Genomic DNA, 24,395 nt, shown 5'->3' with positions numbered 1-24,395 from the left:
ATACCGCCGCAATCAGGACAAGGGACTGAATGGCCCCGTTCATTGAATGGCCCCGTTCCTGGCTTCAGAGGCCAAACACCCCCGGCAGACCGCCAATGTCCCGGATCTCGACATAGCCGTAATAGGGGTTTGGCGGCTCGTGGCCGCGATTAACCCAGACCTTGTGTTTGATGCCGAGGTCATGCGCCGACATCAGGTCGTAGCGGAACGAGGAGGAGACGTGGCAGATATCCTCGGGTCCGCAGCCGAGCTTGTCCAACATGTATTCGAAGGCCTTGAAGCGCGGCTTGTACGCCCCTGCCTGCTGCGCCGTGTAGACAGCGTGGAAGGGCGCGCCGAGCCGGGCGACATTGTGCGGAATCTGGTCGTCCATCGCGTTGGAGAGGATGACGAGGGGGATCTCCTTGGCCACCTTGGCTAGGCCGGCGGGCACATCCGCGTGCGGCCCCCAGCTGGGGACCTGCTCATAGACCCAGCGCGCATCTTCGGGGTGGAACGCGACGCCGTTGCGACGGCAGGTCTGCTCGAGAGCGTTGTAGACGATCGCCTCATAAGGCTTCCAGTCACCCATCACCTCATCGAGGCGGTAGGCCGAGAAATCATCGATGAGCTTGCGCAAAGCGGGCTCGTCCAGCTTTGCGCCGTAAAGCGCGCGCGCGGCATCCGCCATCGCGAAATAGATCAGGGTCCCGTGGCAATCGAAGGTCACGTATTTAGGCTTGATGACATCCATCATCGCTGCTCCCGACTGGCGAAGCGATCGGCCTCGCTTCCGCTGCGATCATAGTGTTCGGCGACCTCGCGGCGGGTCCTGTATCGCGACCGTGTCGAGCAGGAATTGCTGCAGATAATTGCCGTTGCAGCAGATCGTTTGCCCATCGCGACAGCGGCCTGCGCCGATGGAATGGCAGCCTTGTGGAATGGTGGTTGTCTTGACCACCTCTGCGCCGTCATCCTGGGCGAAGCGCAGCTTCGGCCCGGGATCCATCGTAGAGTTCCGGAGCCCTCCGATGGATCCCGGAGCTGCGCCGCTCACGCAGCTTGTCCAGGATGACGGCGCGGGTGATGGCAAGCGATCGGAAGCCCCTGATATCGCGCGTTTCATTTCAGGCCAGGCTCTCAGGATATCGAAGACCCCGTTCACCGGGCCCCACCGGAGCCTTTGGCTTGGCCAGCCCAGATGCTGACGCAGGCAGCTGCGCCTAGTCCCGATCCGGGGCGCCGAGCGGGAAGTAGTGGCGGAAGCGCCGCGCCTCCTCCACCGCGCGGGCGAAGGACGGCCGCTGCAGCAGGCGCGCGCGGTAGGCCAGGAGATGGCTGAAATGCGCAGGGATTCGGTACGTCCAGTCGGCATAGAACAGCGACGGCGCGGCGGCGCAGTCGGCGAGGCTGAAGGTCTCGCCCACCGCCCAGCTGCGCCCCTGCATGCGCTGGTCGAGCCAGGCATAGCTGGTGTCCAGCATCTTGCGCGCATCCTCGACGCCATAAGGGTCGCGGCTTTCGGGCGGGCGCAGCGCGTCGTGGACGAACTTGCCCTGGGGCGTCATGACGTAATTGTCGAAGAAGCGGTCGAGCATGCGCGCCTCGAGGACGAGGTCGGGATCCGCGGGGATCAGCTTCACCGGCCCTGGATGATGCAGCTCCAGATATTCGATGACGACGGAGGCCTCCAGCACGACGCGGCTGTCGTCGCGCAGGATCGGGAAGCGCTTCATCGGCCATAGCGATGCGAGCTCCTCGCCCACGCCGGCGTCTTCCAGCATCCGGTAGGTGAACGGCACCTCGTTTTCGTAGAAGGCGATGAGCGCCTTCTGGCAATATGACGAGAACGGATGGGCGAAGAGTTCGAGCGTCATGAGAAGGCCCTCGGTTCGCGCCCCTCGATGACCGCGACCAGGTTGTCGATATGCCAGGTCGTGCCGTGCTCGCGCCCCTGCACCGCCTCGATGCCGCCGGTCAGATAGGAGCCCTGTTCGGTGTGGATCAGCCGGGTCCGGTCGCCCTCACCCCTGAGTTCGAGCGTCAGCAGCGACACCGACAGCTTATCGCCGTTGTGGAACATGTCGTAGACGAGGATGATCCGCTCATTCTCGACGATGTCGTGATAGGTCGCCTGGAAATCGGTGATCATGCCGCTGGGCCAGCGGGCGTGGAACCGTTCCTTGCCGCCGACGCGGAAATCGAAGTCGCGATTCAGGGTTTCGATGTCCGACGGCGCCCTGAACCAGGTGCTCTTGGCCTCGAGGCTGCCATAGGCCGCAAAGACCCGCGCGGGCGAGGCATTCAGGACGCGCTCGATGGTGAATGTGGCGTTGGTGATGGTCATTTGTCCTCCTCTGGAGCGGTTTGGGCCAGATAGGCCTCCAGTTGATCGTATTGCTGTTCCCAGAAGCGCTTGCGCTCGGCGATCCAGCCTTCGACCTGCCTCATGGCCTTGAGCTCCAGGCTGCAGGTGCGCACGCGGCCCAGCTTCTGGCTCTTCACCAGCCCGGCCTCCTCCAGAACCTTCAGGTGCTGGACCACGGCCGACAGGGTCATCGGCAGGGGCTTGGCGAGCTCGCTGACGGAGGCTGGACCAAGACACAGCCGCTCGACCATGGCGCGGCGTCCGGGATCGGACAGGGCCTGGAAGGCGAGGTCGAGCGGCTTGGTTTGATACTGTAGCATTTACTTAAGTGTTATCAGAAATGAGCAGGAGTCAATCGGGTTCCTGGACCCATCATGCAGATCGGCGACGTTGATCCGTTTAGCGCGCTCGATCGGGGCCCGATCGATGCGGGGCATCGTCGTGTAGACGACGGATTGCATGGCGCATTCCTCTCTCGGCTGAACTGTCGATGTGCTGGGGGCTCGCAAGGCCTTGAACGTTGCGAGATCTTGGCTCTCAGGGCCCGTTTGGAAACTCCGCGAAGTCCCGGATGAAGGGCGCGGGGAACGCTTCTCCCGTGTGGGAGAAGGGCAGGGATGAGGGCAGGCCAGATAACCAGATCGCGCAAGCGGCTCCGCATCGCCTCCTGTGCTTTCAGGATGAAGCCGGCACTGCGGCTCAGTCTCGCCCCAACAATCAGCGGCAGGCCCTCATCCCTGCCCTTCTCCCATCCGGGAGAAGGGTTCCCCGCGCCTGTCTCATACGACACCGCCCGCTGGAAAGCCTGCGATGAACGGAGCTTTTCGATCGAGCGCTCGCGGCGAACCGGACAGTCGTGGGTCAAGCCTGAGAATGACGCTCTACGATGGATCCCTGTGCGGCGGGGCCGCTTGTCCGGGATGACGGTGTGTTTCCCTACAAGACGTTTGGCCTTGCGTAGGCATGGTGGCCGCGCTGGAACTCTTACGCGCGACACGCTATATGACCATCTACATAGTCATGAGCGCGACTTGCAGGAGCCTGACATGAACGCGATCAATCTGGCCGATGCCAAGGCCCATCTGAGCGAGCTGGTCGACCGGGTCGAGGCCGGCGCTTCGATCGAGATCACCCGGCGCGGCAAGCCGGTTGCCCGGCTCACCGCCCTGGCCAGGCCGCGCAAGCCGATCGATGCCGCCCTGCTCGCAGCGCTCACAGTGACCATGCCGGCGCAGTCCCAGAGCGCCGCCGATCTGGTGCGGTCGATGCGGGATGGCGACCGCTACTGATGCTTTACTTGGACACATCGCTGATCGTGGCGGCGCTCTCCAACGAGGCGATGACGCCGCGGGTGCAAGCCTGGCTGGCGGCGCAGGATCCGGCGCAGCTTCTGGTCAGCGACTGGACCGTCACCGAGATGTCCTCGGCCATGGCGATCAAAGTGCGGACGCGACAGATCAGCCTGGAGCAGCGCGCGGCCGCGCTCGCCATGTTCAACAAGCTGGTCAGCGAGAGCTTCACCGTGCTCGCCGTGACGGGCGGGCAGTTCCGAACGGCGGCGAAGTTTGCCGATCAGCATGCGCTGGGGCTTCGCGCAGGCGACGCGCTGCATCTCGCCATCGCATCGGAGCATGGCGCCACCGTGCACACGCTCGACCAGCGGCTCACTGAGGCCGGCCCAGCGCTCGGCGTGCCGACGCGATTGCTGGCGTGATCCAGATTGCTGGCATGACCGCCCTCACCGATACGGATGGGCATTGCGGGGGACCAACCCGAGATACTCGGCGAGGATGAGCAGCGCGGCCGTGACGCGGAAGCCGACCGCGCCGGGAATCGTCTCGTGGTCGAGGGCGACGCGGTCGAGCGCCTGGAGCGTCGCCTCCCCTGCCCCGTCGATGACGGCCTTGCGCATGGCGTTGAGGCGCGACTGGAGGCGCAGGATCACCTCATCCGACAACTCCCGCCCCGAACCCACCCCGACCACGATGAGGCCGACCGGCACGCCCTTGGCCGCCCGCCAGCGCCGCGTCGTCTCGGTATATTCCTCGCCGGCGTCGTAGAGTTCGCGGCGCAGGCGGCAATCGAGCACATGCCGGCCGAGCGGCGAGGCGCAGAGCTGGTCCTGATTGCCCCGGCGATGCGGCTGGGCCAGCACGGTCGCCCGCTCGCCCTGCTCGCGTTTGAGGCGCGCCGCCTGCCGCTCGGCGGCGGTCGGTCGCTGCGGGCGTCCATTGGGCTCGCGCAAGACCATTGCGCGCTTCTTTCCGGGCCTGCTCATGCTGCCTTGTCCTTTTCTGCCATGTCTTTTGCTGCCTGGCCCTGCCTTTCAGGGGCCGGGAAATACCAGCCCTCGGCCTTGGTCCTGGGGTCCTGCGTCGTCATCCCCGGCTTGTGGCCGGCTGCTACACGCTCGCGCCATTCCGCCGTGCCCTTGACGACGAACACCTTTGGCGGCCCCTGGCTCGCTGGTGCCGGGCTGCGTTTCTGCAGCGCCTCGGTGATGATCGGACCGTAGAATTTCCACGAGCTGACCCGGCCGCCCGACGCAGGCCGGGCCCGGATGACCGGCAGGATGTCGCGCTCGAGATCGGCCTGGCGATGCAGCAATTCGGCGATCGGCGCGAAGGATCCGAGCCTCTCCGAGCCCGCGGCCTCGCAGCAGCGCCGTTCTGCTTCGATCAGATCGAGATCCGGCGCGCGCGGCGCAGACGATGCCGCGCCAGCGGAATCGTCGTCTGAATCTGACTCTGCCTCTGACTCTGGGGGCGTCGCGCAACGTCCCGGCAACGCAGCCTCGCCGCTGCGTTTGGCTTCCCGGTTCTTGGCCTCACGGTGCTTGCGCGAGCGCTCCGTGCTCTTGTCGCTCTCATATTGGCGGGTTTTCCAGGCGCTCACCGCATCGCCCGCGATCATGCCGATCTCGGCCATCGCGGCGAAGGTCGCCGCGATCGTGCCGGCAGGCTCGCACAGGGCGGCGGCGACGCGGCGCGGCGTCGTCTCGAAGCGGCCGCCTGCATCGGTCTCGGCGGCGCTTTCAAGCAGCGCGTGCCAGACCGCGATGGCAACGGAGCGCGAGCAGGCCGCGATGACCGCGACCTCGGCCAGCTTGTCGTCCTTCACCGTGCCGGCATAGGCGCGATACCAGCGGCTCATTGGCTGTCCCGATCACGGATAGGCGCGGGCGAGCGCATGATCGGCCCCGACAGGGCTGGCACCTTGTCGCGTTCGGCTTCAGCGGCCTCGATCAGCTCTTGCTCGCGCAGTTCTTGCGCACGCAGCTCTTGCGCACGCAGCTCTTGCGCACGCCTGAGCCGCGCCTGGCGGCAGAGACGAGCCGCGGCCGCAGCCGCGGCGAAGGGGATGATGGTGGCGCTCATGATGCTGGACGATACATATCGTATCGTATAAGGTCAAGATGAAACGTATCGTGAAGCGTGCGATACAGGAGCAATGGACACACCAGCCAATCGCCTGCGACAAGCCCGGGAGCTGAGGGGCTTCCCCAACCCGACCGAGGCCGCGCAGGCCTTCGGCTGGAACGAGGTCACTTATCGCGCGCATGAGAATGGCGGGCGCGGCATCAAGCAGCCCGTGGCGGAGAAATATGCCAGCGCCTTCCGCGTCAAGGCGGGCTGGATCCTGTTCGGCGATGGCGAGGCGCCCAGCGGCGCTGACGGCCATATCGTGGCCCCAAGGCCCGCGCCGCCGCGCGGCTATCTGGCCGAGCCCAATGCGGTCTTCGAGGGCCAGGCTGCGCTGCCGAAAACCCATGGACCCAGCGACATCCAGGAACTCGGCATCACGGTCGGCGGCTTCGCCAGCGATGACGACGCCTTCGAGATGAACGGCCAGGTGATCGACATGGTCAAGCGGCCCATCGGCATCCTGGACCGCAAGGACGTCTTCGCGCTGCGCGTCTCCAATGACAGCATGGCGCCGAAATATGAGGATGGCGAGCGCGTCTATGTCGAGAAGCGCAAGCCCGCGATCCGGGACTATGTCGTCATCGAATTGAAGCCGGCCGAGGACGGCCGCCCCGGCAAATCCTTCATCAAGCGCCTGGTCTCGATGAATTCCGGCAGGGTCACGGTCGAGCAGTTCAACCCCGCCGGCCGGCTCGAATTCGATGCCAACGCGATCAAGCAGATCCTGCGCGTCATCCCGGAGCGGGAACTCAGGGGTGAGTGAGGGAGCTTGGAGCGCGCTGTTTATGCTCGGAAACGCGGCGCTCATCGCGGACAAGCGGCCCTTAGGTCCGACCTTCGGTTGGCCCGAGGACAGACTCCGCGAAAGCTTGGGACTACGGAGCGTGTCATGGTCAGGCTTGACCCATGAGCGGATCATGCGCGGCTCCCCTCTTGCGGGCGAGATGAAGCGAAGCGCCGGATGAAGGGCGCGGGGAACCCTTCTCCCGGATGGGAGAAGGGCAGGGATGAGGGCCCGCCGCTGATTGTTGGGGCGAGGCTGAGCCGCAGCGCCTTCTACTGAAAGGGCACACCCTCACCCCTGCCCCTCTCCCATCCGGGAGAGGGGTTCCCCGCGCCTGTCCCACCCGTCTCCGCCCGCTGAAAAGCCTGCAATGAACCGAACTTTTCGATCGAGCGCTCGCGGCGAACCGAACAGCCATGGGTCAAGCCCGACCATGACGCGCTTCGGATCTCGCAGCCCACTTCGCTCGGATGCCCCCTACCCCCATCTGAACGCCGGGATAAGCGCGACGTTCTTGCCGCGCCCGCCGCCTGCACGGCAGACCGAGCAGGTCAATTTCGACCTGAGCTCATCCGCGCAATGAATGCCGCGATCGACGAAGCGGGCCAGCACCTGCGGCGTCATGCGCTTCTCGTTGCCGCAATCGTCGCAGCGGATATAGAGCGCAGCAAAATCGGCCAGGCCGGGCTTATCTCGCGACATCCCCCGGCAAACGCTGCTCATGGCCGAACCCTCTTTTGTTCCCTTAATGTTCTCATTTAAGCCAGCCCGGCAACCTGAAGTCGAGTCGTAAATCGGCTGCCTCCTCAAAATAAATCGCAGCGACGACGATACGATACGTATTGACCTATTACGATGCATTTTGCATCATACCCTCATCGCAGGAGAGACCCGGATGAGCGCCAGCGCCGCGACATTCCCGTTCGAGGATTGCGATTTCGATCATGGCGATGTCTGCATCGGCGGCGTCGACCTGATCGAGATCAAGACGCAGGACGGCGTCGACTTCACCGTCATCGACATCATCGCCAGCAGGCGCAGCCAGACCATGCCGTGGCTGGTCATGGGGGTGACCGAGTGGGTTGCCGGCGATCTCGCCCGCCCCCGGGGCCAGTCTCGCATCCGCAGGGCCTATCAGAACCACATCGAAGAGCGCGAGGATTGCAGCGCCGCAGACGCCGCCGATTTCGCCCATGACATGCGGCTGAACGCGGCGGCCGCCTGAAACGCCGTCAACGGCGGGCTTGCGTTCTTCGCAGGCCCGCTCGCGGAGGCGGCGCAATGACCCGGTGCGACGTCATCATCGGCAATGCCAGGGACAGGCAGGCAGAGCACGGCACAACGCTGAGATCGCTGCGAACCTGGACGTACCCTGGCTAAAGCGGGAGATCCGTCCGGCTCGCGGGGGAAGAGGCTATCCAGATATTTGCTTTAGACCGTAGGCGCGGAACATTCGCTATTTGCATAAGTTTCAAAATAGCTAGCTTGATGATGTGGATAATTTCTTTCTCTTGACGCGTGCAAATTTTTTTGGTATGAGCCAGCGTTAATGATTTAAGTATCTGATTTAATTGAGTTTTCTCGTTCTTTTTATGTTGATTTTTGCCTTTATATTAATGAACTTTCATAAAAAACCGCTAGCTAAAAATCTGTGATGGCCTTATGTGTGTGACACGAGAACGCGCTTTTTAAAAGTCAAGCGCCTTTTTGCCAGGAGAGAACAAATGGAAACCGCAAGAGTGGAGACGCTCCATTCTTCCCTTAATGAGGGAGGTCGCGAGCTGCTGAATGTGAAGTTTATTGTCGGGACCGGGCGCGGTTTGCGTCGCGAGCAGGTCGAAGGCGCAGCCAAAGAGGCTGTCAAGCGTGCTTTTGCGCGCGGACTTGTTGATGCTCCTCCCATGGCAACCCGCTAAAAGGTTGTTATTGCACGAATTTGCCGGCTGGCATTTGTATAGAACACACACTAAAAGGGCCCCTTCAAGGGCCCTTTTTTGTTGATTCGAAATGAACGCGAAGCCTGTCTCCCGTCTGCGATCACTGATCCAACGCGTTTCTGCGCTTCAGCAGTTTCCTGTTGAAATACCGGCTGTTCGCGCAGAACTCATTGCGATGGGCATTCAGGATAGGATCGTATTCTGCCTCGATAACGAAATGGACCCTCAAATATTAAGAGGAGTCTACTATCAATACCGGTACAGGCCGAAATTGTATGGTGATTACGAGAATGTATCTCTTATCGTTTACTGCGGCGGACTAAGCACTGCCTGGCAGCGGATTATTTGCTGCAAGGAAATGGTCCATATTTGTGACAGCGAAGTTGAGAAGACAAATACTTCTGAAGAAATCGACGGCTTAATCGACCGGCTTCTTGGCCCTATGTCCGGCGAAGATTTTGATGTTTTCGACATCATGGCAACCAAGGATAAGCTTGCGCTGTATCAATGCTTGCCCCTCCTCCTTCCCGAGCACGCTCGGGAGACAGGCATTGCTGAGATCAAATCTGGGGCAAAAACCCTTGATGTAGTGGCCGCAGAAGCGTGCATTCCGGTCAACTTCGCAAAGCTCATTCTTTCAGATGAGTGGCCTTCCATCGCAAAGGAAATTGGCTGCTAGCGTCTTTCGGACCCGTACAGCCATTTGGACCGTATCGCAGCTGGCGAAGTACGTCCGGTCTTTTGCCCGGCCCTAGTCTCGTCCCGCAGGGCCACAGCCGCAATGTGCGAAGCTCTTTCAGTCAACGAAAAAGCTGCGGCAGCCAAGCCAGCAAGCTCAGCCGTCACATAGACGCGGCAGTCCAACGGTTCATTTCTCACACCTCGATCCACGATCCATTCGATGCGCGCGACTCCGCGGATCCATTTGCGGACCGGGGTCGTTGGCCACGTCGAAGATGACCGCGATCACCGCACCGGCTGCGGCTCTTGCCGGTGTGGCGGTGAGGGTCAGGCCGCCTTCAGCGCCTTCTCCACCGCCTCCGGCGCCCGGTCGATCACCTTGAGGAAGGCTTGGGCCGTGCGGTCCATCTGCCGCCGGCCCTGCTCCCAATCGCGGAGCGTCGCGACGCTCAAGCCGAATTTCTTCGCAAAGGCATCCTGAGACAGCCCGAGCCGCTTGCGGATCGCGGCTACGTCGACCGTCTCCACCGTAATCGTACGGGCCGGCTTCGCCTTGCCTTGCGCAATTGCCAGCGCCTCGTTGGCGCTCTCGATCAAGTCCTGGCCGAACTTCGTCATGTCACTGGCCTCCTGTCTGCGCTTGAGCTCTGTAGGCTTCCGCGATCTTCGGCAGCAGCTTCGCGAGGTCGTTCCGCTATTGGCGCGCTTGCCCTTGTCGATCAGCGCCAGCAGGAAGAGCGGCACGTCGTCGCCGCCGAAATACCGAAGTCAGCAAGACGGTATGCATGCGATCTTATACGGCAGAGCCGTAGTCTGGTCTAGCCGCAGCATCCCTCACCACACGGAACATCACCCGTCAGGCTGTGTTCATGTCCTGGCGTGCAGTTTGCGCCTTTGTTCGGCCTCACGGCCGGTCACGGCAATCGGGAAGGGAGTTCGCCATGTCGAGGATTTTTGCGTTGGTCGCCTTGGCGGGGCTGGCCGCCCTGTCGGGAACCGCCGCCCAGGCGCAGTATTACGACCCCTATGGCCGCCCGCCCCCGCCGCGCTACGATTACGACCGGCCGCCGCCGCCGCGCGACTGGGAATATGAGCGCCGGCGGCCGCGCTATGACGATGATCGCGGCTATCGCCAGCGCCGCTTCGGCGAAATGTGCGTGACCTCGCGCGGCTCCTGCGAGACGCGGCCCGGGCCGGTCAACGCCCCCTGTAGCTGTTTCATCGAGGGCTTCGGCCCCAAGCGCGGCGGCATTCAGTAGCGGCTAGCGACTTAAGACGGTCTCGCCGGACACCGAAGCCAGCGCGTCGAGCGCGCGCTGGCGTCCGAAGGCGAGGTCGATGACGGGCATCGGATAGGTTTCGCCCAGGCTAACACCGGCATCGCGCAGGGCCGAGGCACTGGCCTGCCAAGGCGTGTGGATGGCGGCGTCGTCGAGATCAGCGAGTTCGGGCACCCAGCGGCGCACATAATCGCCTCTGGGATCGAATTTCTCGCCCTGCGTCACCGGGTTGAAGATGCGGTAATAGGGCGCCGCATCCGCGCCCGAGCCCGCGACCCATTGCCAGCTTGCGGCGTTGCTGGCCGGGTCGGCATCGACAAGCGTATCCCAGAACCAGTCCTCGCCCTGCCTCCAGTCGATCAGCAGATGCTTGATCAGGAAGGAGGCCACGACCATGCGCACCCGGTTATGCATCCAGCCGGTCGCCCAGAGCTCGCGCATGCCGGCATCGACCAGCGGATAGCCGGTCTGGCCACGCTGCCAGCGCTTCAGCGCCTGCGTCTCCGGGGCCCAGGGAAAGGCGTCGAAGCGGGCATTGTAGTTCTTCGTCGCAAGCTCGGGATTGTAGAACAACAGATGGTAGGAGAACTCGCGCCAGCCGATTTCCGAGAGGAACTTGTCGATATCGGACGCGCCGCCCGCCGCCATGCCGGCCGCTGACGCCGTCTGGCAGGCATGCCAGATCTGGCGGGGGCCGATCTCGCCGAAGCGCAGATGCGGCGAAAGCCGCGATGTCGAGACACAATCAGGCCGGTTGCGCCCTTCGCCATAGCCCCCGAGCGAGCCGGAGAGAAAATCACCCAGCCGCTCGGCCGCGCCCGCCTCTCCTGGCGTCCATTCGGCGCGCAGGCCGCCGGCCCAGTCCGGCCTGGCAGGCTCGAGCGCAAGATCGGTGAGGTCGACCGCCGCCCTTGCGAGCGCGCGCGGGAGCGGCAGGGGCAAAATGCGCTGCGGCGCGGGCTCTGGCGCAGCCGGCTCGCCCTTGGCACGCGCCGCGCGCCAATAGGGCGTGAACACCTTCATAGGCTCGCCGAGCTTGCTCGACACCTGCCAGGGCTCGTTGAGGAGATGGCTGTTGAAGCTGCGCACGGTGACGCCCGCGCCGACCAGCGTCTCCTTTAGATCGCGATCGAGCGCGATCGCGGCCGCCTCATAGCGTCGGCTCCAGGTCACGAGATCGATTCCGGCCTCCGCCACGAGCTTCGGCAGGAGATCGGCGGGATCTGCGCGCATCACCACGAGTTCGGCGCCCCTCTCGCGAAGAGAGGCGGAGAGCGCGCGCAGCGATTGCGCCAGCCACCATCGCGAGGCGCCACCGAGGCGACGGCGCTCGCCGCCCTCGTCGAGGATATAGAGGCACAGGGTCGGGCCATGAGCGGTCGCGGCGGCGAGCCCCGGATTATCGGCGAGCCTCAGATCGTCCCGGAACCAGTGCAAGGCGGCTCTTGTCATCCCGCTTGAGTAGGGTGCGGCGGTGCCACCCGGCAAGGCGCAGCCCTCCCCTTTGTGGACGCCGCGACATCGGGGCCTGTCGGCTGCGCGACATTGAGGGTAAGCAGGCGCTTGGACCGACGAGAGCAACGCTCACGGCTTTTTAGGATCGATCGCACTTTTCGGATTCGGACGTGATCCAGGATGAGGAATTGAAGACATGACCATCGAACGGACCGGGTTGACGCCGCGCTGGTGCGATTCCGCCGCCTTCAACGGCATCGTCTTCCTGGCCGGGCACTGCGCGGAGAAGACGCAAGGCGCCTCGCTCACGGAGCAGACGCAGGAGGTTCTCGCTTTGCTGGAGGAAACGCTGGAGGCTGCCGGCAGCGGCAAGGAGCGCATCCTCAGCGTCCAGATCTTCCTGACCAATATCAAGGCGATCGGTGAGATGAACGCGGTCTGGGACGCCTGGGTCGCGCCCGGCAATGCCCCGGCGCGGGCGACGGTGCAGGCGGAGCTGGCCTCGCCGGGCTATGCGATCGAGATCACCGCGGTCGCAGCCAAGCGTTCCGCCTGAGTCAGCGCAGGAATGGAGATGGTGCGCGGCATGACAAGGCGGCCATGGCTCGTCCCCGGCTTATTCCTGCCCGGCTTACTCCTGCCCGGCCTGATGCTTGCCCTGCTGGGTGGCTCGCCTATTTTGGCGCAGGAGCCACCCTCCTCGGGCATCGATGCCGCGCTCTGTCGCCTGATCGACGATGCCGCGGCGGCGCAGGCCGTTCCCGCCGGCTTCCTGACGCGGTTGATCTTCCAGGAATCGAGTTTTCGCCCAACCGTCACCAGCCCGGCCGGCGCGCAGGGCGTGGCACAGTTCATGCCCGGCACGGCGCGCGAGCGCGGGCTCGCCGACCCGTTCGACCCCGAGCAGGCCGTGCCCAAGGCGGCGCATTTCCTCAGCGATCTGCGCCAGCGCTTCGGCAATTGGGGGCTGGCGGCAGCAGCCTATAATGGCGGCCCCACCCGCGTCTCGATCTGGATCGCGGGACGCGGCTTCCTGCCCGCCGAGACCGAAAACTACGTCCTCTCGATCACCGGCGCGACCGCCGAGGCCTGGTCCGAGGACGCGCGGGCGGCGGCCGAGGGCGAAACCCGCCCCGCCCGGCCAGCAAGCCCGGACAGCCAGGCGCCGTGCCTGACCACGGTCGCGCTGATCCGCGCGGGACGCGGCGCGCTTGCCATCGCGGAGGCGCCCTTCGCGCCCTGGGGCGTGCAGCTCGCGGCCAATTTCTCGAAGGCGCGCGCGCTTTCAGCCTTTCAACGGGCGAGCGCCCGGCATCGCGCCATCCTTGCCGATCTCTCCCCGATGGTGATCGGCACAAGGCTGCGCAGCCGGGGCACGCGCGCCTTCTACCGGGTCAGATTGCCGGCAGCGACTCGGGCGCAAGCCACCGCCCTGTGCCGGCGCATCCAGGACAACCGGGGCGCCTGCGTGGTGCTGAAAAGCTGAGGCGAGAGCTGAGCCGACTTGCGGCCTGTTGCTCACGCGCAACGGAGCGCGTCAAAGCCCCTGACCTCGCACCGATGTGATGGTGGCGCAATTGCGCCGACCGAGCCGCTCTGACAGAAAATTGAGGAGATGTTGACACATTTGGGTCAACTTCGAGCCGAGAGCCGGATGATTTCAAATGGAATCACGAAGTGATCCCATTTGAAATCTGAATCCGTCTCTCATCTAAAAGTGAGAGCAGGATCGATGCGAAAAACCGGTTCCCACTTTTTCGCATCCTGCTCTAGCGCTCCCCGCCATCCGTCCGAGGTCCCGATGAACCGTTTCTTCCGTATGGCCACGCTTGCCGGGCTTGGCCTGCTCGCGGCTGCCACCTCCGCCCATGCCTATGAGATCGACCCGCTGACGCGCCAGCCGCTGATGCAGACCGCCGACCCGGCCAAGGCGCAGGCGACCGCGATCCCGCGCGAGCTCGTCTCCTATGACGGCAAGCAGCGCCCCGGCACCATCGTGATCAACACCAGCGAGCGCCGGCTTTACTATGTGATGCCCGACGGCAAGGCGATGCGCTACGGCGTCGGCGTCGGCCGCCCCGGCTTCGACTGGGCCGGCTCGCAGAGCATCACCCGCAAGGCGGAATGGCCGAGCTGGACGCCGCCCTCGCAGATGCTGAAGCGCCGCCCCGACCTGCCGCGCTTCATGCCCGGCGGCCCGGAGAACCCGCTTGGCGCGCGTGCCATGTATCTCGGCTCGACGCTGTACCGCATCCACGGCTCGAACGAGCCGGAGACGATCGGCCAGGCGGTCTCCTCCGGCTGCATCCGCATGCTGAACGAGGACGTCATCGACCTCTATGAGCGCGCCAAGGTCGGCACCCGGGTCGTCGTCGCCCGCTGAGCGGCAAGAGACACACCGGGTCTCGAAAGAAGCCCGTTTCCAAAGCAAAGGCCGGCGGTGACGCCGGCCTTTGCGTTTGTCCTGATGGGCAGCGGGATCGCCGTCGCGCGTCTGGAGTGTTTTCCACGCAGCCCGAACCGTCATTGCGAGCGAAGCGAAGCAATCCAGAAGGTCTGGCTCCACGTCCCCCTGGATTGCTTCGTCGCTGACGCTCCTCGCAATGACGGGTAACGCGACGCGTACAGCGGACGTGGAGCCACCAGCGCTCACCCCGATGCGGCGGGCGCTGCGACCGCCACCGTCCGCCTGGCTCGGAACGCCAGGAACAGCTGAAGGGCGAAGAACAGCCCGATCAGGCAGAGCAGCGTCGCGCTGATCGGATGCACGAAGAAGGTCGTGAAGCTGCCCCGGCTGATGATCATTGCGCGGCGGAAATACTCTTCCAGCATCGGCCCGAGGATGAAGCCGAGCATCATCGGCGCCGGATCGAGCGACAGGCGCATCATGGTGTAGCCGATCAGGCCGAACGCCGCCGTCGTGAAGATGTCGTTGAGGCTGTTGTTGACGCTGAACGTGCCGATGCAACAGAAGAACAGGATCGACGGGAACAGCACGTTGTAGGGTATCTTGAAGACCGAGAGCCAGAACCGCACCAGCGGCACGTTCAAGATCAGCAGGAAGCAGTTTCCGACCCACATGCTGGCGACGAGGCCCCAGAACAGGTCGGGATGCTTGGCGATCATGTTCGGGCCCGGCTGAATCCCCTTGATGATGAAAGCCGCCATCATCAGCGCCATGACGGCGTTCTCGGGGATGCCGATGCTCATCAGAGGAATGAAGCTGGTGCGAGCCGCCGCCTCGTCGGCCGCCGCCTGTCCCGCGACGCCCTCGATCGCGCCGGAGCCGATCTCGTCCTTGTATTTGCTGACTTTCTTGTCGAGGGCATAGGCGGCGAATTGCGCGATCACCGGGCCGCCGCCCGGCAGGATGCCAAGGAAGGAGCCGACGATGCTGCCGCGCAGCGCGCTCGGGATAATGCGCTTGAACTCCGGCCAGGTCGGCATCAGGTGGATCTTGCCGTTGAAGGGGGTGCGCTCCTCGCGCGCATCGAGGTTCTTGGTGATCTCGGCGATGCCGAAGCAGCCCAGCGCCAGGCTGACGAGGCTGACGCCGTCGGTGAGCGAGGGCAGCCCGAAGGTGAAGCGCTCCAGGCCGGTCTCCAGATCGGTGCCGACCTGCCCCAGCAACACCCCGAGCAGGCACATCGCCAGCCCGTTCAGCAGGCTGCCGGTGGTGATGAAGCTGACGCAGACGAAGCCGACCAGCATCAGCGCGCAATAATCGGTGGGGCCGAACAGCAGGGCGACCTGGCCCAGCGTCGGCGCAAGGCTCGCCAGCACGAGGATCGCCACCGTCCCGCCGATGAAACTCGAGACGCCGGCGGTGAAGAGGGCAAGGCCGGTCTTGCCCTTCAGCGTCATCTGGTAGCCGTCGATGCAGGCCACGATGCTGCTGGCATGGGGGATCTTCATGGTGATGGCGCTGACGCTGTCGCCATATTGGGCGCCGTAATAGATGCCCGCGAGCATGATCAGCGCGCCGCCGGTCGGCAGCGAATAGGTCAATGGCAGGAGCAGGCTGATCGTCGCCAATGGCCCCAGCCCCGGCAGCAGGCCGACCAGCGTGCCGACCACGCAGCCGACGGCGCAATAGAGCAGGTTCTCCGGCGTCAGCGCATGCTCGAAGCCGAAGGCGAGATTATGCAGGATTTCCATCAGAAGAGCCTCAGATTGAGGCCGAGGAAATGCTCGAAGCCATAGGCCACGACGATGAGGCCGAGCGCGATCTTGAGGTTGCGCGTCCAGGAATAGGTCGCCGCCGCAAAGCCGGCGATGAAGACCATCAGGACGATCCCCAAGGCGGCGTTGGCGAGCTGGGCCCCCATGACGAAGGCCACCAGCCCGAGCATGATCAGCGCGATGTTCTTGAGGTTGAAGCTGAGCGGCACGGGAGCGGCCAGGCGCGCCTGCAGGATCATCAGCAAGGCGATGGCGAGCAGCGGGCCGCTCAGCAGGAGCGGGAAGAGCCCGGGGCCAGCATGGGCCAGATCACCAAGCGGATAGCGCAGCGCATTCAGCATGAAGAAGAGCGCGACCGCCGCGAGGAAAAGCCCTCGCGCGGAATTCTGGTTGACCATGCCCGTGCTCCCTAGGCGGATTATTTCATTTGATTGTTATTTTCCATGGAACCGTCGTCAAGCCGAACACCGGCGCTGTTCACGCTCCTTGCCAAGCGGCCGCGAGCCGGCAGACCTGCGCCCAGCGCATGAGGCGGGCCGTCAGGCCGCGCCATGGCAGCTCCAGAAGCTTGTCGCAGGGCTGCCGTTCTGCGACGCTTCGGGCATCATCCGACGAGAACCGACGCATCAGAACCGACGCATCAGATATGAGAAAAACCGGCCTTCCTTCAGCCGTCCTGCTTATCGCGGCCCTGACCGGATATCAGGGCGCCCTCCCCGCCAAGGCCTCCGAGCCGACGCTCGAGCAGACCGCGGAACTCTATTATCGCACCTGGCTCAATTTCGATCGCGCCAGCGCCTTGCGCCTGAACAAGGCCATGCGCTTGAACAAGGAACTGCGGCCGGAATCCGAGGGCCGGGATTACATCGACATGACGATGTTCAACGACCCGATCGCGTGGCAGCTCAAGCGAATGGCGACCTTGACCGTGAAGACCGATCCCTCGGGGAGCGAGCTGAAGCGATTGATGGCCAGATTCATCGTCGAGACCTCGAGACGCGTCCGCTGCACGGCCGTCGGCAGCAGGGTCGGCAGCGAGCCGGCCGGGGACCGCTTCCACGCCACCGTCAAGCTCGATTGCCTGGTGCCGGACGCAGTCGCGGAACTGACGCAAGTGAAGCGCTCGGACGAGGGAGCGGATATGAGCAATCCAACCCCGCGCCTCCTGAAAAGCGTGATCGATGCCTATGCAAGAGCCCCTCTGACACGCCGCATTGCGACGGAGATGGATCTCACCGCCGGCCCGGCGAAGGAGCGCTGGATGCCGAGCCAGTATCGAACCGGTATCGATCTGGTGACGGGAAGCGTCGCCCGCCAGATCGAGGAAGCCGGCCTCGGCAGGTAAGCAATCGAGCGCAGGCGGCGACTGAAGCGCCGGCCGCTTTTCCTGAACTAGACGCGCACAACCTTGCCGTCATTGCGAGCGCAGCGAAGCAATCCAGGAGGGCTCGCTCGACGGCCCTGGATTGCTTCGCTGCGCTCGCAATGACGAGGGAGCAGCGGTCAGCTCACGGCCAGAGGCGTCCAGGGTCTCCCTGCCTACCCTCGCCTCACCCGCTCGCGCGACAGCCCCTGCTCCGCCAGCGCGTCGAGATAGGCCTGCATCTTCGCCTCGCCATGCTCGCCGAGCTCGCGCAGATAGTCCCAGGCATAGATGCCGGTGTCGTGCATGTCGTCGAAGGTGAGTTTTACGGCGTAATGGCCGACGGGCTCGACGCCAATGATCTCGACCTCGGCCTTGCCCGGAACGGTCTTCTTCTGCGTTGGCCCATGGCCCTGGACCTCAGCGGAGGGGCTTTCCACCCGCAGCAATTCGGCCGGCAGCGCGTAGGCCGCGCCGTCCTCGAAGGCGACATGGAGGGTGCGGCGATCCTTGGCGAGGCGGATCTCGGTCGGCCATGCTGACATGGTTGTGTTCACTCCCGTGGCCTGTGCGACGATGGCCGCGCTTGACCTTGGCCGCCGCAATGCCAATGTCTCACCGGATATAGCGGTACGGCCACCGCCATGCACCTGCTCGCATGCGGGCCGGCCGTTTTGAGGGATGAAGCAGAGTGCTCCTCGACGACATCAAGCCCGATATGATCGCCAAGCCCGATGCGATTGAGCAGCTCGCGCGTGCGCCGCTGGTCGATCCGTTCGGCCGCGACATCTCCTATCTGCGCATCTCGGTGACGGATCGCTGCGATTTCCGCTGCGTCTACTGCATGTCCGAGGACATGACCTTCCTGCCCAAGCGCGACCTGCTGACGCTGGAGGAGATCGACCGCGTCGCCACCGCCTTCATCGCGCGCGGCACGCGCAAGCTCAGGCTCACCGGCGGCGAGCCCCTGGTGCGGCGCGACGTGATGAGCCTGTTCCGCTCGCTCTCGCGCCACCTCACCACCGGTGCGCTCGAAGAATTGACGCTGACCACCAACGGCTCGCTGCTCGACCGCTATGCGCAGGAGCTGGCCGATTACGGCGTGCGCCGGATCAATGTCTCGCTCGACACGCTCGACCCCGACAAGTTCCGCAAGATCACGCGCTGGGGCGATCTCGACAAGGTGCTTGGCGGCATCGAGGCGGCGCGCAAGGCGGGCCTGCGGGTCAAGATCAACGCGGTCGCGCTCAAGGGCGTCAATGAGGACGAGATCGAGGGTTTGATGACCTGGGCGCACGGGCTGGGCATGGACCTGACCCTGATCGAGGTGATGCCGCTCGGCGAGATCGAGCCCGGGCGGATCGACCAGTTCCTGCCGCTCTCGGTCGTCAGGGCGCGCTTGCTCGACAACTATTCGCTTATCGAGGATCCCTACCGGACCGGCGGGCCGGCGCGCTATGTCCGCGTCAAGGAGACCGGCGGGCTCGTCGGCTTCATCACGCCGATGACGCATAATTTCTGCGAGAGCTGCAACCGGGTGCGCCTGACCTGCACCGGCACGCTCTATATGTGCTTGGGCCAGGAGGACGCCGCCGATCTGCGCGCACCCTTACGCGCCTCGCCCGACGATGCCGGCCTCCACCGCGCCATGGAAGAGGCGATCTCGCGCAAGCCCAAGGGCCACGATTTCATCATCGACCGACGCCGCGCAAAACCCGCCGTCGGCCGCCATATGAGCGTCACCGGCGGCTGAGAGCCGGTTTGGACATTCCGCAAGCCCTCATGCTGAGGAGCGCCGCAGGCTTAGTCTCGAAGGATGCTCCAGGAGGCTCCCGAACCACCTGGAACATCCACTCGGGCCGAATGAATTTTGCTTGCCGAGACAAGCGCGGGGAACCCTCTCCCGTAGGGAGAGGGCAGGGTGAGGGGTCGGCCGTTGGACGCTTTGGCCGTGGTCCGACCGCCGCTCCCTCGTCATTGCGAGCGCAGCGAAGCAATCCAGGAGGGTTCGCACTACGCCCCCTGGATTGCTTCGCTGCGCTCGCAATGACGGTAAGGTGTCACGCAACTGGTCCGGGGGCCTACACCTCACCCCTGCCCCTCTCCTTACAGGAGAGGGGTTCCCCGCGCGCGGCTTGTCGAGGCTCAGGAATGGATCCCGGGTTGGAGTTTATCCTTGTGCCGATCGAAGATCGGACCCGAGAGCTACGCCCGGAATGACGGCGCGTAGGCGGTCAGGACAGAACCATTGAAACCGGCTCTGAAACCACCCGCCCGGCCCGTCAGACCGACCGGGTTATGCCGCCGTCGACGCGGACGTTCTGCCCGGTGATGTAGCCAGCGTCGTCCGAGGCCAGGAAGGCGATCGTCCCGGCGATCTCGTCGGCACGCCCATAGCGCTGCAGGGGCACGCTCTGACGGCGCTCATCCGTCGCCGGCAGGCTGTCGATCCAGCCGGGCAGCACATTGTTCATGCGGATGTTGTCGGGCGCGTATGTGTCCGCAAAAATCTTGGTGAAGGAGGCAAGGCCTGCCCTGAACACCGCCGAGGTCGGGAACATCGCGGCGGGCTCGAAGGCCCAGGCCGTCGAGATGTTGATGATCGAGCCCGAGCGCTGCGCCTGCATGATCGGCGTCACCAGCCGCGCCGGCCGCACCGCGCTGAGGAAATAGACCTCCATGCCGCGCTGCCAGTCTTCGTCCGGGATCTCCAGGATGGGCGCACGTGGCCCGTGCCCGGCGCTGTTGACCAGGACGTCGACCCTGCCCCAGCGCTCGAAGACCGTATCGACCAGGCGCTTGATGTCGTCATTGGACTGGTTCGAGCCGGTGATGCCGATACCGCCGAGCTCCTTGGCCAGCGCCTCGCCCTTGCCGGACGAGGACAGGATCGCCACCGCAAAGCCGTCCTTCGCGAGCCGACGCGCGGCGCTTGCGCCCATGCCGCTACCGCCGGCCGTGATGATCGCCACTTTCTTCGTCATAGCGCGCTCTTTTCCTGATTGATTGCCCTCATTCATAAGGTTCGGCGCCGCCTCGAACCATCGATTTCCCGTGCAGGGACCCTGTAGCGCTGCTACACCCCCGCTATGCAGCGAATGCCTCCCCTCGCAACCCTGCGCGCTTTCGACGCCGCCGCGCGCCATCTCAACTTCAGGCTCGCCGCCGAGGAGCTGAACGTGACGCATGGCGCCGTCGCGCAGCAGATCCGAGCCCTGGAGGCCAGCCTCGGCGTGCCGCTGTTCGAGCGCGAGCCGCGCGGCCTGGCGCTGACGCCGACAGGGCGCGCCTTCCATCCGCAGATCCGCCGCGCCTTCGCCTTGATCGCGGGCGCGATGGCTGCGATCGAACCGACGCAGGAGCGGGAGCGGCGCGGCGTCACGGTGACGGTGACGCCGTCCTTCGCGGCGAGATGGCTGATCCCGCGACTTGGCAGCTTCTCCGCGCTCGCCCCCGATGTCGAGGTGCGCGTGCTGGCATCGGAAGCGACGGAGCGGCTAGGCGGGCCCGGCCTGCCCGATCTCGCCGTGCGGCTCTCGGCGCCGCCCTTCGATCGCGCGCTTGAGGCCGAGCGGCTGCTCGCCGATGATCTGTTTCCGGTCTGCAGCCCGACGCTCGCCGCGACGCTGGCGACGCCGGCCGATCTCCTGACGACAACGCTGCTGCACGACGCCCATGACGCCTGGCCGCTCTGGCTGGAGCTGGCCAACGCCCAGGCGCCCCTCACAGCCGGCAAGCGCTTCAGCCAGACCGCGCTGGCCCTGGGGGCGGCGCTCGATGGCCAGGGCATTGCGCTCGCTCCCTTCGCCCTGGTCGCAGACGACATCGCGCAGCACCGGCTCATAGCCCCCTTCGGAACCGATATCCGCCTCGTCTCGGAGCGGGCTTTCTACCTGTTGACGCCGAAACTGGCGCGGACACGCCCAGAGGTCTCGCTCTTTCGCGCCTGGCTGCTTGAGGAGAGCAAGCCAAGGCCGCAGCCTGGCGCGTGACGGTTTTGAGTGCGGCAGGAACGCGAGCTGACCCACGTCCCCAATTCGTTACAACTTGACCCGATAGCCGGTTGGGCTAACGTTTTGGCCCGTTCCGGTTGCAGGCGTTTCATGCTGAGTCGTGTCCATTCCCGGATCAAGGCGTTCCCGCGCGCCGCGTTCCGCCTGGTGCAGGACACCTTCTTCGTGAGGCTCGTGCTGGCGGCGATCAGGCTGTGGCGCGATGTCCGCTTCCCCGCCTTGCTGCTGACCGGCGTCCTGTATTTCTGCCTGGCATTCGCTGGTTTCTCGGCGAAAACGGTGTTCTCGACCTTGCGGCCCGCAGTGACCACGGCGATCGGCCCCGGCATCGCCGCGGTCTTCACCTTCCTCATCGTGCTGGAACTATGCGCCGCCAGCGCCTTGACGGGGCTGCAAGCTTTGCTGCGCCTGTCCTACGACACCGGCCGCCACCGGATCGGCGCGCTGCTAACGATGCTTGCTCTCGTCGTTGCGGGCGTCGCGGCCCTGGCGCTTGCGGCGGTGGCTGCCGGCTCGGCCTCGCTGCCCGGCCACTCCGCGCTTTTCATCGCCACGCCGATCCTGATTCTGGCGGCGCTCTGGTTCGACCGGGCCTATCGACGCCCGGCCTTTCCGCGCTTCCGCGATTTCCACGCCGACATCGTCGATGTCAGGGGCTATCTGGCGCGAGCTTCTCATGACGGATGATCGCGGCAACGGCACAGGCGTGCCGCCGATTTCCGGCTATCATCTGGCCGAGACGGTGCAGGCCGGCCTGCGCGGCGCCGGCGACGCGCTCGCCAACAACCCGCCGGCTCATTCCGCTTTGCCCTCGCAGACCGAGCTCGGCCTGCTCGCCCGCGTCACCGAGCTTTTCAACGGCATCCGGCAGGAGGCGACGGCAAAGCTTGGCGCGCTCCATGCCGAGGTCATCGGCAAGCGCGAGGCGCTGACGGCGGAGCGCTACGAGACCCGGATCAGGCGCATCGAATCCGGCATGCGGGCGCTGCTGAACAAGCATGGCGGCGAGCTCGAGCAGACGGTGTTCGACGCGCTGAAGGCCAAGCGCGAATATGAGTACTTCAACTATGTGAACCAGCGCAGCAGCGACCCGAAGCTGGACAAATGGCAGTTCATCCTTGCCTTCCTGGTGGTGCCGCTGGCGATCGAGAGCCTGCTCAACGGCAATTTCTTCGCCGATGCCAGCGATTTCGGCTTGATCGGCGGGGCGGCGACCGCCGTGATCATCTCGGCGCTGAACATCTCGCTCGGCTTCGTCATGGGCTTGTGGCCGGCGCGCTATTGCCAGCACGTCAAGGCCTCGCATCTGTTCTGGGCGCTGCCGGCCTATGCCGGGATGATCGCGCTGATCGTGCTGTTCAACCTCGCCGTCGGGCATTACCGCGAATTGCTGATCGCCAATCCCGACGCCGCCTCGCAGCAGGTGGTGCCGCATATGCTGGCGAACCCGCTCGGCGTCTACGAGCTCAAATCGATCGCGCTCGTGCTGATCGGCTGCCTGATCGCCTTCCTCTCCGCCTCCAAGGGTTATTCGGCCTTCGGCAGCTATCCCGGCCACGCCTTCGCCTATAAGCGCTGGCGGCAGCGCTGGGAGGCGGTGGAGCGGGAGCGCCGCCGGCTCGACACCGAGCTCGCGCCCGAACTCGAACAGATCCGCGGCCAGGTCGAGGGGTTCCGCGAGGATTGCCAGCGCGAGATCAGCCGGCTGCAGCTCGCCAAGGCCAGCGCCGACCAGATCCGCGACCATTATCTCACTCGCGTCGCGCAATTGCGCGCCGCAAAGGACGCCGCCGTGATGCAGTATCGCGAGGCCAATCTCAGGGTGCGCACCGATCTGCCGCCGGCCTATTTCTCGCAAGGCATCAACCTGCCCGAGATCGACCAGCCAGCCGAGCTCGTCGACCATGCCAGGCTGCGGGCGCTGATCGAGGATGTCGAGCGCCAGTTCGCCAACATGCCGGCGCTGATCGAGGCCAAGCTCAAGGACCAGCTGGCGCTGGTGCGCGGGGTCGACCTCGCCGGCGAGATCGAGCGCCTGAAGACACGCGCGGTCGAGGCCGGGCGCGAGGCCTATGAACGCGACGAGGCCAACCGCAAGACGATCCATGCGGAATTTTCCGCGACGCCGCGCTGAGCCGAGCTGCGATAAGGCATGAAAAGCGAACATTGGGCGATCACCGCCACCATCCTGGCCGGCCTCTCGCTCGCCGGTTTCTTCGCCGCCCCAAAACTGCTCAGCGGGCCGCCGCGCGACGCCGAAACGCTCTGCCAGAAGAGCGGGCCGGTCGGGCACACGCTGATCCTCGTCGACAAGACCGACCCCTGGAGCGACATCCAGGCGGCGCGCTTGAAGAAACTGGTCAAGGAGGTCGGCGAGGCGCTGCCGGCCGACCGGTTGATGTCGATCTATGTCTTCAAGGACGTGTTCGAGCCGAATTTCCCGCCACTGCTGGCGCTGTGCAATCCGGGCCGCACGGTCAGCGAGCTGATCGGCAATCCACGCCGCGACTATGTCAGATGGGTCGAGAAATTCGGCCGCCCGCTCGACGAGGCGCTGACGGTGCTGGCCCAGCCGGCCAAGGGCAACCAGTCGCCGATCGTCGAGGCGATCGGCGACGTGCTGGCGCGCCGCGAGAACCGCGTGCCGAGCGGAGACCGGGCGCTGCTGCTGGTCTCCGACATGCTGCAGAACTCGCCGCAATTCAGCGTCTTCGGCAACAGCCCCGGCGCGCGCGACCCGGAGCGTCTGCGCCGGCTCGTCGGCAAGACCTGGACCGACACTGATGGCGCCTCATGGCGCCTGCAGGTGCACCAGGTCCAGGGCGTCTACGATGCGGCCCGGCTCGAACAGGCAAGCTCGCTCTGGCAGCAGGCCTTGCGGGCGCTCAACATCCCCTTCGCCTGGGACCGGCTCTAGCAAACGGCTTT

General features: G+C 64.9%; 31 protein-coding genes. 16 read left to right on the top strand and 15 right to left on the bottom strand.

Annotated features, from left to right (window positions below):
• Positions 1 to 64: 64 nt before the first annotated feature.
• The 5 genes from BHK69_RS14115 to BHK69_RS14095 all read right to left on the bottom strand — a co-directional run bounded on the left by BHK69_RS14115 (position 65) and on the right by BHK69_RS14095 (position 2,667).
• Entirely contained in the window at positions 65 to 733 is a 669-nt protein-coding gene (locus BHK69_RS14115; RefSeq protein WP_069693652.1) for a haloacid dehalogenase type II, read from the bottom strand.
• A 48-nt stretch (positions 734 to 781) separates the two neighbouring features.
• Positions 782 to 988, bottom strand: a complete 207-nt coding sequence (locus BHK69_RS14110) for a hypothetical protein (protein ID WP_069690654.1) — start codon at positions 986 to 988, stop codon at positions 782 to 784.
• A 214-nt stretch (positions 989 to 1,202) separates the two neighbouring features.
• On the bottom strand, positions 1,203 to 1,856 hold the full coding sequence (locus tag BHK69_RS14105) for a glutathione S-transferase family protein (RefSeq protein WP_069690653.1): 654 nt from the start codon (positions 1,854 to 1,856) through the stop codon (positions 1,203 to 1,205).
• Entirely contained in the window at positions 1,853 to 2,326 is a 474-nt protein-coding gene (locus tag BHK69_RS14100; protein WP_069690652.1) for an SRPBCC domain-containing protein, read from the bottom strand. Before BHK69_RS14100 ends, BHK69_RS14105 begins: the two co-directional genes overlap by 4 nt.
• Positions 2,323 to 2,667, bottom strand: a complete 345-nt coding sequence (locus BHK69_RS14095) for an ArsR/SmtB family transcription factor (RefSeq protein WP_069690651.1) — start codon at positions 2,665 to 2,667, stop codon at positions 2,323 to 2,325. Before BHK69_RS14095 ends, BHK69_RS14100 begins: the two co-directional genes overlap by 4 nt.
• Before the next feature lie 726 nt (positions 2,668 to 3,393).
• Between BHK69_RS14095 and BHK69_RS14090 the strand changes: the two genes are divergently transcribed.
• Both BHK69_RS14090 and BHK69_RS14085 read left to right on the top strand, forming a co-directional pair.
• Positions 3,394 to 3,636: a type II toxin-antitoxin system Phd/YefM family antitoxin gene (locus BHK69_RS14090; protein ID WP_069690650.1), complete on the top strand. Its 243-nt coding sequence runs from the start codon at positions 3,394 to 3,396 to the stop codon at positions 3,634 to 3,636.
• Positions 3,636 to 4,061: a type II toxin-antitoxin system VapC family toxin gene (locus BHK69_RS14085; RefSeq protein WP_069690649.1), complete on the top strand. Its 426-nt coding sequence runs from the start codon at positions 3,636 to 3,638 to the stop codon at positions 4,059 to 4,061. The genes BHK69_RS14090 and BHK69_RS14085 overlap by 1 nt, the downstream gene beginning before the upstream one ends.
• A 24-nt stretch (positions 4,062 to 4,085) precedes the next feature.
• Here BHK69_RS14085 and BHK69_RS14080 read toward each other — a convergent pair whose 3' ends face one another.
• Genes BHK69_RS14080 through BHK69_RS14070 form a run of 3 tightly spaced genes read right to left on the bottom strand, consistent with a single transcriptional unit; the run spans position 4,086 to position 5,724 of the window.
• The gene (locus BHK69_RS14080; protein ID WP_148663416.1) at positions 4,086 to 4,625 is read right to left on the bottom strand and encodes a hypothetical protein; all 540 of its coding nucleotides are present in this window, start codon (positions 4,623 to 4,625) and stop codon (positions 4,086 to 4,088) included.
• On the bottom strand, positions 4,622 to 5,500 hold the full coding sequence (locus BHK69_RS14075; protein WP_069690647.1) for a hypothetical protein: 879 nt from the start codon (positions 5,498 to 5,500) through the stop codon (positions 4,622 to 4,624). The genes BHK69_RS14080 and BHK69_RS14075 overlap by 4 nt, the downstream gene beginning before the upstream one ends.
• On the bottom strand, positions 5,497 to 5,724 hold the full coding sequence (locus BHK69_RS14070; protein ID WP_069690646.1) for a hypothetical protein: 228 nt from the start codon (positions 5,722 to 5,724) through the stop codon (positions 5,497 to 5,499). The genes BHK69_RS14075 and BHK69_RS14070 overlap by 4 nt, the downstream gene beginning before the upstream one ends.
• 73 nt (positions 5,725 to 5,797) lie before the next feature.
• Between BHK69_RS14070 and BHK69_RS14065 the strand changes: the two genes are divergently transcribed.
• The gene (locus tag BHK69_RS14065) at positions 5,798 to 6,535 is read left to right on the top strand and encodes a S24 family peptidase (RefSeq protein ID WP_069690645.1); all 738 of its coding nucleotides are present in this window, start codon (positions 5,798 to 5,800) and stop codon (positions 6,533 to 6,535) included.
• Positions 6,536 to 7,033: 498 nt separating this feature from the next.
• Here BHK69_RS14065 and BHK69_RS14060 read toward each other — a convergent pair whose 3' ends face one another.
• Positions 7,034 to 7,279 (bottom strand): hypothetical protein, encoded by a 246-nt coding sequence (locus tag BHK69_RS14060; RefSeq protein WP_148663415.1) that lies wholly within the window; start codon positions 7,277 to 7,279, stop codon positions 7,034 to 7,036.
• A gap of 172 nt (positions 7,280 to 7,451) precedes the next feature.
• On the opposite strand from BHK69_RS14060, the gene BHK69_RS14055 reads away from it, so the two are divergent.
• From BHK69_RS14055 to BHK69_RS14050, 3 genes are all read left to right on the top strand, one after another.
• The gene (locus tag BHK69_RS14055) at positions 7,452 to 7,781 is read left to right on the top strand and encodes a hypothetical protein (protein ID WP_069690643.1); all 330 of its coding nucleotides are present in this window, start codon (positions 7,452 to 7,454) and stop codon (positions 7,779 to 7,781) included.
• A gap of 499 nt (positions 7,782 to 8,280) precedes the next feature.
• Entirely contained in the window at positions 8,281 to 8,472 is a 192-nt protein-coding gene (locus BHK69_RS32620; RefSeq protein WP_158516208.1) for a hypothetical protein, read from the top strand.
• A gap of 91 nt (positions 8,473 to 8,563) precedes the next feature.
• The gene (locus tag BHK69_RS14050) at positions 8,564 to 9,172 is read left to right on the top strand and encodes a hypothetical protein (protein ID WP_148663414.1); all 609 of its coding nucleotides are present in this window, start codon (positions 8,564 to 8,566) and stop codon (positions 9,170 to 9,172) included.
• Positions 9,173 to 9,501: 329 nt separating this feature from the next.
• Here BHK69_RS14050 and nadS read toward each other — a convergent pair whose 3' ends face one another.
• Positions 9,502 to 9,792, bottom strand: coding sequence for a NadS family protein (nadS, locus tag BHK69_RS14045; RefSeq protein WP_069693651.1), 291 nt, complete (start codon positions 9,790 to 9,792; stop codon positions 9,502 to 9,504).
• A gap of 323 nt (positions 9,793 to 10,115) precedes the next feature.
• Here nadS and BHK69_RS14040 point away from each other — a divergent pair, with 323 nt between their 5' ends.
• Complete coding sequence (locus tag BHK69_RS14040) at positions 10,116 to 10,433, top strand: hypothetical protein (RefSeq protein ID WP_069690641.1); 318 nt, start codon at positions 10,116 to 10,118, stop codon at positions 10,431 to 10,433.
• A gap of 3 nt (positions 10,434 to 10,436) precedes the next feature.
• Here the strand turns inward: BHK69_RS14040 and BHK69_RS14035 are convergent, their stop codons facing one another.
• The gene (locus BHK69_RS14035) at positions 10,437 to 11,891 is read right to left on the bottom strand and encodes a cryptochrome/photolyase family protein (RefSeq protein WP_342029752.1); all 1,455 of its coding nucleotides are present in this window, start codon (positions 11,889 to 11,891) and stop codon (positions 10,437 to 10,439) included.
• A 214-nt stretch (positions 11,892 to 12,105) separates the two neighbouring features.
• Here BHK69_RS14035 and BHK69_RS14030 point away from each other — a divergent pair, with 214 nt between their 5' ends.
• From BHK69_RS14030 to BHK69_RS14020, 3 genes are all read left to right on the top strand, one after another.
• Positions 12,106 to 12,465, top strand: coding sequence for a RidA family protein (locus tag BHK69_RS14030; protein ID WP_069690639.1), 360 nt, complete (start codon positions 12,106 to 12,108; stop codon positions 12,463 to 12,465).
• A 30-nt stretch (positions 12,466 to 12,495) separates the two neighbouring features.
• The gene (locus BHK69_RS14025) at positions 12,496 to 13,395 is read left to right on the top strand and encodes a lytic transglycosylase domain-containing protein (protein ID WP_069693650.1); all 900 of its coding nucleotides are present in this window, start codon (positions 12,496 to 12,498) and stop codon (positions 13,393 to 13,395) included.
• A 315-nt stretch (positions 13,396 to 13,710) separates the two neighbouring features.
• Positions 13,711 to 14,292 carry a L,D-transpeptidase gene (locus BHK69_RS14020; RefSeq protein WP_069690638.1) on the top strand — a complete coding sequence of 194 codons (582 nt, stop codon included), beginning with the start codon at positions 13,711 to 13,713 and terminating at the stop codon, positions 14,290 to 14,292.
• Between the two features lie 266 nt (positions 14,293 to 14,558).
• On the opposite strand, the gene BHK69_RS14015 is transcribed toward BHK69_RS14020, so the two are convergent.
• Together BHK69_RS14015 and BHK69_RS14010 are read right to left on the bottom strand one after the other, a co-directional pair.
• Positions 14,559 to 16,067, bottom strand: a complete 1,509-nt coding sequence (locus BHK69_RS14015) for a tripartite tricarboxylate transporter permease (RefSeq protein WP_069690637.1) — start codon at positions 16,065 to 16,067, stop codon at positions 14,559 to 14,561.
• Entirely contained in the window at positions 16,067 to 16,489 is a 423-nt protein-coding gene (locus BHK69_RS14010; protein WP_069690636.1) for a tripartite tricarboxylate transporter TctB family protein, read from the bottom strand. The genes BHK69_RS14015 and BHK69_RS14010 overlap by 1 nt, the downstream gene beginning before the upstream one ends.
• Positions 16,490 to 16,737: 248 nt before the next feature.
• Here BHK69_RS14010 and BHK69_RS14005 point away from each other — a divergent pair, with 248 nt between their 5' ends.
• The gene (locus BHK69_RS14005; protein ID WP_069690635.1) at positions 16,738 to 17,436 is read left to right on the top strand and encodes a hypothetical protein; all 699 of its coding nucleotides are present in this window, start codon (positions 16,738 to 16,740) and stop codon (positions 17,434 to 17,436) included.
• Between the two features lie 194 nt (positions 17,437 to 17,630).
• Here the strand turns inward: BHK69_RS14005 and BHK69_RS14000 are convergent, their stop codons facing one another.
• Positions 17,631 to 17,999, bottom strand: a complete 369-nt coding sequence (locus BHK69_RS14000; RefSeq protein ID WP_069690634.1) for a gamma-butyrobetaine hydroxylase family protein — start codon at positions 17,997 to 17,999, stop codon at positions 17,631 to 17,633.
• A 173-nt stretch (positions 18,000 to 18,172) separates the two neighbouring features.
• Between BHK69_RS14000 and moaA the strand changes: the two genes are divergently transcribed.
• Complete coding sequence (moaA, locus tag BHK69_RS13995) at positions 18,173 to 19,207, top strand: GTP 3',8-cyclase MoaA (protein WP_069693649.1); 1,035 nt, start codon at positions 18,173 to 18,175, stop codon at positions 19,205 to 19,207.
• 529 nt (positions 19,208 to 19,736) lie between these two features.
• Here moaA and BHK69_RS13990 read toward each other — a convergent pair.
• Positions 19,737 to 20,438: an SDR family oxidoreductase gene (locus BHK69_RS13990; protein ID WP_069690633.1), complete on the bottom strand. Its 702-nt coding sequence runs from the start codon at positions 20,436 to 20,438 to the stop codon at positions 19,737 to 19,739.
• 114 nt (positions 20,439 to 20,552) lie between these two features.
• Here BHK69_RS13990 and BHK69_RS13985 point away from each other — a divergent pair, with 114 nt between their 5' ends.
• The 4 genes from BHK69_RS13985 to BHK69_RS13970 all read left to right on the top strand — a co-directional run bounded on the left by BHK69_RS13985 (position 20,553) and on the right by BHK69_RS13970 (position 24,384).
• Positions 20,553 to 21,446 carry a LysR substrate-binding domain-containing protein gene (locus BHK69_RS13985; protein WP_244548494.1) on the top strand — a complete coding sequence of 298 codons (894 nt, stop codon included), beginning with the start codon at positions 20,553 to 20,555 and terminating at the stop codon, positions 21,444 to 21,446.
• A 111-nt stretch (positions 21,447 to 21,557) separates the two neighbouring features.
• Positions 21,558 to 22,154: a hypothetical protein gene (locus BHK69_RS13980; RefSeq protein ID WP_069690631.1), complete on the top strand. Its 597-nt coding sequence runs from the start codon at positions 21,558 to 21,560 to the stop codon at positions 22,152 to 22,154.
• Positions 22,144 to 23,601, top strand: a complete 1,458-nt coding sequence (locus BHK69_RS13975; protein ID WP_069690630.1) for a hypothetical protein — start codon at positions 22,144 to 22,146, stop codon at positions 23,599 to 23,601. The genes BHK69_RS13980 and BHK69_RS13975 overlap by 11 nt, the downstream gene beginning before the upstream one ends.
• An 18-nt stretch (positions 23,602 to 23,619) precedes the next feature.
• Positions 23,620 to 24,384: a hypothetical protein gene (locus BHK69_RS13970; RefSeq protein ID WP_069690629.1), complete on the top strand. Its 765-nt coding sequence runs from the start codon at positions 23,620 to 23,622 to the stop codon at positions 24,382 to 24,384.
• Positions 24,385 to 24,395: the final 11 nt, after the last annotated feature.

It is taken from the genome of Bosea vaviloviae, assembly GCF_001741865.1.
In the GTDB taxonomy this organism is placed as follows: domain Bacteria; phylum Pseudomonadota; class Alphaproteobacteria; order Rhizobiales; family Beijerinckiaceae; genus Allobosea; species Allobosea vaviloviae.
This window is presented reverse-complemented; position numbering and strand designations above follow the sequence as displayed.

Excerpts from the sequence above, each read along its gene's own strand:
- BHK69_RS14115 (WP_069693652.1), bottom strand. The coding sequence starts at position 733 with ATGGATGTCATCAAGCCTAAATACGTGACCTTCGATTGCCACGGGACC.
- BHK69_RS14110 (WP_069690654.1), bottom strand. The coding sequence starts at position 988 with ATGGATCCCGGGCCGAAGCTGCGCTTCGCCCAGGATGACGGCGCAGAG.
- BHK69_RS14105 (WP_069690653.1), bottom strand. The coding sequence starts at position 1,856 with ATGACGCTCGAACTCTTCGCCCATCCGTTCTCGTCATATTGCCAGAAG.
- BHK69_RS14100 (WP_069690652.1), bottom strand. The coding sequence starts at position 2,326 with ATGACCATCACCAACGCCACATTCACCATCGAGCGCGTCCTGAATGCC.
- BHK69_RS14095 (WP_069690651.1), bottom strand. The coding sequence starts at position 2,667 with ATGCTACAGTATCAAACCAAGCCGCTCGACCTCGCCTTCCAGGCCCTG.
- BHK69_RS14090 (WP_069690650.1), top strand. The coding sequence starts at position 3,394 with ATGAACGCGATCAATCTGGCCGATGCCAAGGCCCATCTGAGCGAGCTG.
- BHK69_RS14085 (WP_069690649.1), top strand. The coding sequence starts at position 3,636 with ATGCTTTACTTGGACACATCGCTGATCGTGGCGGCGCTCTCCAACGAG.
- BHK69_RS14080 (WP_148663416.1), bottom strand. The coding sequence starts at position 4,625 with ATGAGCAGGCCCGGAAAGAAGCGCGCAATGGTCTTGCGCGAGCCCAAT.
- BHK69_RS14075 (WP_069690647.1), bottom strand. The coding sequence starts at position 5,500 with ATGAGCCGCTGGTATCGCGCCTATGCCGGCACGGTGAAGGACGACAAG.
- BHK69_RS14070 (WP_069690646.1), bottom strand. The coding sequence starts at position 5,724 with ATGAGCGCCACCATCATCCCCTTCGCCGCGGCTGCGGCCGCGGCTCGT.
- BHK69_RS14065 (WP_069690645.1), top strand. The coding sequence starts at position 5,798 with ATGGACACACCAGCCAATCGCCTGCGACAAGCCCGGGAGCTGAGGGGC.
- BHK69_RS14060 (WP_148663415.1), bottom strand. The coding sequence starts at position 7,279 with ATGAGCAGCGTTTGCCGGGGGATGTCGCGAGATAAGCCCGGCCTGGCC.
- BHK69_RS14055 (WP_069690643.1), top strand. The coding sequence starts at position 7,452 with ATGAGCGCCAGCGCCGCGACATTCCCGTTCGAGGATTGCGATTTCGAT.
- BHK69_RS32620 (WP_158516208.1), top strand. The coding sequence starts at position 8,281 with ATGGAAACCGCAAGAGTGGAGACGCTCCATTCTTCCCTTAATGAGGGA.
- BHK69_RS14050 (WP_148663414.1), top strand. The coding sequence starts at position 8,564 with ATGAACGCGAAGCCTGTCTCCCGTCTGCGATCACTGATCCAACGCGTT.
- nadS (WP_069693651.1), bottom strand. The coding sequence starts at position 9,792 with ATGACGAAGTTCGGCCAGGACTTGATCGAGAGCGCCAACGAGGCGCTG.
- BHK69_RS14040 (WP_069690641.1), top strand. The coding sequence starts at position 10,116 with ATGTCGAGGATTTTTGCGTTGGTCGCCTTGGCGGGGCTGGCCGCCCTG.
- BHK69_RS14030 (WP_069690639.1), top strand. The coding sequence starts at position 12,106 with ATGACCATCGAACGGACCGGGTTGACGCCGCGCTGGTGCGATTCCGCC.
- BHK69_RS14025 (WP_069693650.1), top strand. The coding sequence starts at position 12,496 with ATGACAAGGCGGCCATGGCTCGTCCCCGGCTTATTCCTGCCCGGCTTA.
- BHK69_RS14020 (WP_069690638.1), top strand. The coding sequence starts at position 13,711 with ATGAACCGTTTCTTCCGTATGGCCACGCTTGCCGGGCTTGGCCTGCTC.
- BHK69_RS14015 (WP_069690637.1), bottom strand. The coding sequence starts at position 16,067 with ATGGAAATCCTGCATAATCTCGCCTTCGGCTTCGAGCATGCGCTGACG.
- BHK69_RS14010 (WP_069690636.1), bottom strand. The coding sequence starts at position 16,489 with ATGGTCAACCAGAATTCCGCGCGAGGGCTTTTCCTCGCGGCGGTCGCG.
- BHK69_RS14005 (WP_069690635.1), top strand. The coding sequence starts at position 16,738 with ATGAGAAAAACCGGCCTTCCTTCAGCCGTCCTGCTTATCGCGGCCCTG.
- BHK69_RS14000 (WP_069690634.1), bottom strand. The coding sequence starts at position 17,999 with ATGTCAGCATGGCCGACCGAGATCCGCCTCGCCAAGGATCGCCGCACC.
- moaA (WP_069693649.1), top strand. The coding sequence starts at position 18,173 with ATGATCGCCAAGCCCGATGCGATTGAGCAGCTCGCGCGTGCGCCGCTG.
- BHK69_RS13990 (WP_069690633.1), bottom strand. The coding sequence starts at position 20,438 with ATGACGAAGAAAGTGGCGATCATCACGGCCGGCGGTAGCGGCATGGGC.
- BHK69_RS13985 (WP_244548494.1), top strand. The coding sequence starts at position 20,553 with ATGCCTCCCCTCGCAACCCTGCGCGCTTTCGACGCCGCCGCGCGCCAT.
- BHK69_RS13980 (WP_069690631.1), top strand. The coding sequence starts at position 21,558 with ATGCTGAGTCGTGTCCATTCCCGGATCAAGGCGTTCCCGCGCGCCGCG.
- BHK69_RS13975 (WP_069690630.1), top strand. The coding sequence starts at position 22,144 with ATGACGGATGATCGCGGCAACGGCACAGGCGTGCCGCCGATTTCCGGC.
- BHK69_RS13970 (WP_069690629.1), top strand. The coding sequence starts at position 23,620 with ATGAAAAGCGAACATTGGGCGATCACCGCCACCATCCTGGCCGGCCTC.